Annotated in this window: 4 protein-coding genes; all 4 read left to right on the top strand. The window is 75.7% G+C overall.

The annotated features are described in order from the left end of the window. Nucleotides 1-152: 152 nt before the first annotated feature. The 4 genes from AB0O40_RS37495 (at nucleotide 153) to AB0O40_RS37480 (ending at nucleotide 5,036) form a co-directional block, all read left to right on the top strand. Nucleotides 153-842 (top strand): response regulator transcription factor, encoded by a 690-nt coding sequence (locus AB0O40_RS37495; protein WP_365050748.1) that lies wholly within the window; start codon nucleotides 153-155, stop codon nucleotides 840-842. 4 nt (nucleotides 843-846) lie between these two features. Then, nucleotides 847-2,268 carry a HAMP domain-containing sensor histidine kinase gene (locus AB0O40_RS37490; RefSeq protein ID WP_365050745.1) on the top strand — a complete coding sequence of 474 codons (1,422 nt, stop codon included), beginning with the start codon at nucleotides 847-849 and terminating at the stop codon, nucleotides 2,266-2,268. A 129-nt stretch (nucleotides 2,269-2,397) separates the two neighbouring features. Next, nucleotides 2,398-3,624 carry an LCP family protein gene (locus AB0O40_RS37485; RefSeq protein WP_365050742.1) on the top strand — a complete coding sequence of 409 codons (1,227 nt, stop codon included), beginning with the start codon at nucleotides 2,398-2,400 and terminating at the stop codon, nucleotides 3,622-3,624. After that, nucleotides 3,612-5,036 (top strand): FtsW/RodA/SpoVE family cell cycle protein, encoded by a 1,425-nt coding sequence (locus tag AB0O40_RS37480; protein WP_365050739.1) that lies wholly within the window; start codon nucleotides 3,612-3,614, stop codon nucleotides 5,034-5,036. The genes AB0O40_RS37485 and AB0O40_RS37480 overlap by 13 nt, the downstream gene beginning before the upstream one ends. Nucleotides 5,037-5,129: the final 93 nt, after the last annotated feature.

The raw sequence follows: 5,129 nt of genomic DNA, 5'->3' as shown, positions 1-5,129 counted from the left end.
CTCCGCCCCCGGACCCCGCGCCTCAAACTCCCCCAGCTACCGCTGGGAGGTGCCCCCAGCGAGGCTGAGATGGCCCCGGCGCGGCCGGACGCAAAGGGCGGGCCGGGCGGCGGGCGGGGTCGGGGGTGCGGCCGGTGTGTGAGGGTGGGGGGGTGCGGATATTGGTGGTGGAGGACGAGCGCGGGCTGGCCGAAGCCCTGCGGCGCGGGCTCGGCGCCGAGGGCCACTGGGTCGACCTGGCCCACGACGGCCAGCAGGGCCTCGCGATGGCCCGTACCGCCGGCCCCTACGACGCCGTCGTGCTCGACGTCATGCTCCCCGGACTCACCGGGTACGAGATCTGCGCCCGCCTCCGCGCCGACGGCGACCCCGTGCCCGTGCTGCTGCTGACCGCCCTGGACGGCGAGTACGACGAGGCCGAGGGCCTGGACGCGGGCGCCGACGACTACCTGACCAAGCCGTTCTCCTTCGTGGTCCTCGCGGCCCGGCTCCGCGCCCTGCGCCGCCGCGCCGCGGCCGGCGGCCCGGCGCCCGCCGCCGTCCTCCAGGCCGGCGACCTGGTCCTCGACAAGGCCGCCCGGCGCTGCCGCCGCGGCGACCGGGAGATCGAGCTGACCGCCCGCGAACTCGGCGTGCTGGCCTGCCTGATGGCCGCCCCCGGCGCCGCCGTCGCCAAGCGGGACATCCTCGACGAGGTCTGGGACTCCCCCGCCGGCATCGACCCGAACATCGTCGAGGTGTACGTCTCCTCGCTGCGCAAGAAGGTCGACGCCCCCTTCGGCCGCCGCTCCATCCGCACCGTCCACGGCCTCGGCTACCGCCTCGCGCCGGACGACGCCTAGCACCGTGCGCCGGACGAAGCGCAGCACGAAGCGCAGGACGACGCGCCGGCCCCGGGCCGGCCTCCGGACCCGCGCCGCGCTGGCCGCCGCGGTGGTGACGGCGGTCGTCCTCGGCGTGGGCGGACTGTGGCTGTACGGGCTGCTGCGGGCCAACCTCCTGGACAACACCACCGACCGCACCGAGCTGGCCGCCCGCAAGGCCGCCGCCCGGCTGGACGCGGCCGGCGCCCTGCCGGCCCGGCTGCCCTCGCCCGAGGGCGGGGTGGACCTGGTCTTCGTCACCGACCGGTCCGGCGCCGTCCTGGCCAGCAGCGCCCCCGACGCCACCGCCGCCGGACCCGCGGCGGCCGGTTTCGCCGCGCTGCGCCCCCGCCCCGGTTCGGACACCGCCGCCGCGGTGCTGCCGCCGCTGCGCTCCGGCGGCGAGCGGCGCGCCGCGGTGGTGGTGACCGCGCGCACCCCGGCGGGCGAGCCCCGCTCGGTCTACGCCATGACCGTGCTCGGGGACGTGGACGGCGCCACCCGCGCGGTGGCGCTGGGCCTGCTGGCCGGTGCCCCGCCGCTGATCCTGCTCGCCGCCGCGCTGGCCCGGGCGGCCACCGGGCACGCGCTGCGGCCGGTCACCGCCATCCGCACCGCCCTGGCCGCGGTGACCGCGAACGAGCTGGGCCGCCGGGTGCCCGACCCGGGCGGCGCGGACGAGATCGCCGCCCTGGCCCGGACCGTCAACGCCACCCTGGAGCGGCTGGAGCGGGCCGACGCCCGGCAGCGCCGGTTCACCGCCGACGCCTCCCACGAGCTGCGCAACCCGCTGGCCGCGGTCCGGTCCCGGCTGGAGGTGGCGCTGGCGGACCCCGACCGGGAGTCGGTGCGGGCCGCGCTGGCGGACACCGAGCGGCTCCAGCGGATCGCGGCCGACCTGCTGCTGCTGGCCCGGCTGGACGGCGGGGCGCCGCAGGCCGCGGAGCCGGTGGACCTGGCGCTGCTGGCCGCCGAGGACCTGGCCCGCCGCCCGGCCCCGCGGGTGCCGGTACGGCTCGCCGCGGACGCGCCCGTACCGGCGTACGGCAACCCGGACCGGCTGGCCCGGCTGCTGGCCAACACGGTGGACAACGCGCTGCGGCACGCCCGGACCGAGGTCCGGGTCAGGGCGGTGGCCGGGCCCGGCGGGAGCGCCGTGCTGGAGGTGGCCGACGACGGCCCGGGCATCGGGCCGGCCGACCGGGAGCGGGTCTTCGAGCGGTTCGTCCGGCTGGACGCGGCCCGGGCCCGGGAGGGCGGCGGGAGCGGGCTGGGGCTGGCCATCGCCCGGGAGATCGCGGCCGCCCACGGCGGCACCCTGACCGCGGACGGCGCCCCCGGCGGCGGCGCCCGGCTCACCCTGCGGCTGCCGGCCCGGCGCGCCGGCGAGCGGCCCGCGCCCTGAGGCCCCGAGGCCCCGAGGCCCCGAGGCCCCGAGGCCCCGAGGCTCCGAGGCTCCGAGGCTCCGAGGTCCTGAACGCGTCTTCAGGACCTTCAGGATCCGCTCAGCGGCGCCCGCCGAGCATCGGGAGGCATGAGCGCCCACCGCAAGCACCCCCGGACCGTCCGGAGCGCCCGCCGCTCCCGCCGCCGTCGCCCGCGCCGGACCGGTCGGGCGCTGCTGACCGCGGCCGCCGTGCTGGTCGCGGCCCTGGGCGGGGCGGCCTGGTACCTGTACGAGGACCTGGCCGGCACCATCGGCAGCTCGAAGGCGCTGGAGGGGGCGGCGAGGTCCACCGGCGGGGCGACGAACATCCTGCTCATGGGCCTGGACAGCCGGAAGGACCAGGAGGGCCGGGACCTGCCCGAGGCGGTCCTCGACAAGCTGCACGCCGGCAGCTCGGAGATCGGCGGCTACAACGCCAACACCCTGATCCTGCTGCACGTCCCCGCCGACGGCGGCCGGGCGAGGGCCTTCTCGATCCCGCGCGACGACTTCGTCGACATCCCGGGTCACGGCAAGGACAAGATCAAGAAGGCCTACGGCCTGGCGAAGGCGGACCGCGAGGAGACCTTGAGCGGTCAGGGCGTCAAGGACCCCCGCCGGCTCGAGCGGGAGGGCCGGGAGGCGGGCCGCAAGGCGCAGATCGAGACCGTGACGCGCTTCCTCGGGGTGCCGGTGGACCACTTCGCCGAGCTGAACCTGGCCGGCTTCTACCACCTGGCCGACGCCCTGGGCGGGGTCCCGGTGTGCCTGAACCACGCGGTGAAGGACAGGTACTCCGGGGCGGACTTCCCGGCCGGCCGGCAGATGCTGGACGGGCAGCAGGCGCTGGCCTTCGTCCGCCAGCGGCACGGCCTGACCATGGGGGATCTGGACCGGACCCGGCGCCAGCAGGCCTTCCTGGCCGGGGCCCGGTACGAGCTGGACCGGGCCGGGACCTTCACCGACCCGGTGAAGCTGCTGCGGCTGCTGGACACCGCCAAGAAGGACCTGGTCACCGACGAGGGCTGGGACCTGCTGTCGTTCGTCCGGCAGGCGAAGAACCTCTCCGGCGGCAAGGTGGACTTTGTGACACTCCCCATCAAGGGCTTCGCGAGGAACCATGGGGAGGACATCAACGTCGTTGATGATATGAAGATAAAGCGCCTCATAGCCGAGCAGATCGGGCCGGAGTCCGCTGCGAGCCCGGCCGCCACGGCCACCCCGGGCCACCCGTCCGCCCCCTCGGCCGGCGGGCAGCGGAGTGCGGGCGGGGGCGGGAACGGAAGCAGCGGGAGCACCGCCATCGACGGCGGCGGCGTCCCGTGCGTGGACTGACCCCCCTGACGGTGGCGGGCGCCAAGCGGCGCACCGAGGCGCTGCTGCTGGCCTTCGTCGTGCTGATCACGGTCGGCGGGCACGCGAGCGTGGGCCTGTCGATGACCGGGCACCTGCCGGACAACATCTCCGGCTTCGCGGTGAGCATGACCCTGCTCGCCCTGGTCGGCCACCTCGCGGTGCGGCGGTTCGCGGCGTACGCGGACCCGCTGATCCTGCCGCTGACGCTGCTGCTGTCGGGGATCGGGCTGGTGCTGCTGGCCCGGCTGGACACCACGTACGTCGAGCGCTGGCCCAAGGCGGGGGTGACCGCGCCGAACCAGCTGATGTGGACGGTGGTCGGGGCCGCGATCTGCATCGGCGTGCTGATGGCGCTGCGGGACCACCGGCTGCTCCAGCGGTTCATCTACATCACCATGCTGGTGGCTCTGGTGCTGCTGATCGCGCCGATCTTCTTCGGTGCGGACATGTACGGCGCCAAGCGGTGGATCACCATCGGCGGGCAGTCGCTGCAGCCGGGCGAGTTCGTGAAGATCATGATCGCGGTCTTCTTCGCGGGGTACCTGGTCATGCACCGGGACTCGCTCTCGCTGACCGGGCGCAAGGTCCTCGGCGTCCGGCTGCCGCCGATGCGCCAGCTGGGGCCGCTGGTGACGGTCTGGGTGGTCTCGCTGCTGGTGCTCGTCTTCGAGCGGGACCTCGGCACCTCGCTGATCTTCTTCGGGGTGTTCGTGGTGATGCTGTACGTCGCCACCGAGCGCACCAGCTGGATCGTCTGCGGCCTGCTGATGGCGGCGGTCGGGGCCTTCGTGGTCGGTTCGACGGAACCGCACGTCAAGGGGCGGGTGGCGGCCTGGCTGAACCCGCTGGCGATCTACCTGCCGGAGGACCAGCGGCCGCCGGGCCTGATCTCGGAGCAGTCGGCGCAGGCGCTGTTCAGCTTCGGCAGCGGCGGGATGACGGGGACGGGGCTGGGGCAGGGCCACCCCGAGCTGATCGGCTTCGCCGGGCGCAGCGACTTCATCCTGACCACGGTCGGCGAGGAGCTGGGGCTGGCCGGGGTGATGGTGGTCCTGGTCCTGTACGCGCTGCTGGCCCAGCGGGGGCTGCGGATGGCGCTGGGCGCGCGGGACCCCTTCGGCAAGCTGCTGGCCGTCGGACTGGCCTCGGCGCTGGCGCTCCAGGTCTTCGTGGTGGCCGGCGGCGTCACGGGCCTCATCCCCCTGACCGGCAAGGCGCTCCCCTTCCTGGCGAAGGGCGGCTCGTCCCTGGTGGCCAACTGGATCATGGTCGCCCTGATGCTCCGCATCTCCGACAGCGCCGAACGCCACCGCGAAGCCACCGCCGCCCCTCCGCCGGACCCCCCTCTCCCCGGGGCGCAGCCCCCCGTACCCAGCCCCGCCGGCGCTTGAGGCGACCGTCGCGCCTACCAGCCTCGCCGGCGTTTGAGGCGCGGGGTCCGGGGCGGAGCCCCGCCGTCCCCGTACCAGCCCCGCCGGCGATTG

Origin of the sequence: Streptomyces sp. NPDC089919 (assembly GCF_040684615.1) — a bacterium.
In the GTDB taxonomy this organism is placed as follows: domain Bacteria; phylum Actinomycetota; class Actinomycetes; order Streptomycetales; family Streptomycetaceae; genus Streptomyces.
This window is presented reverse-complemented; position numbering and strand designations above follow the sequence as displayed.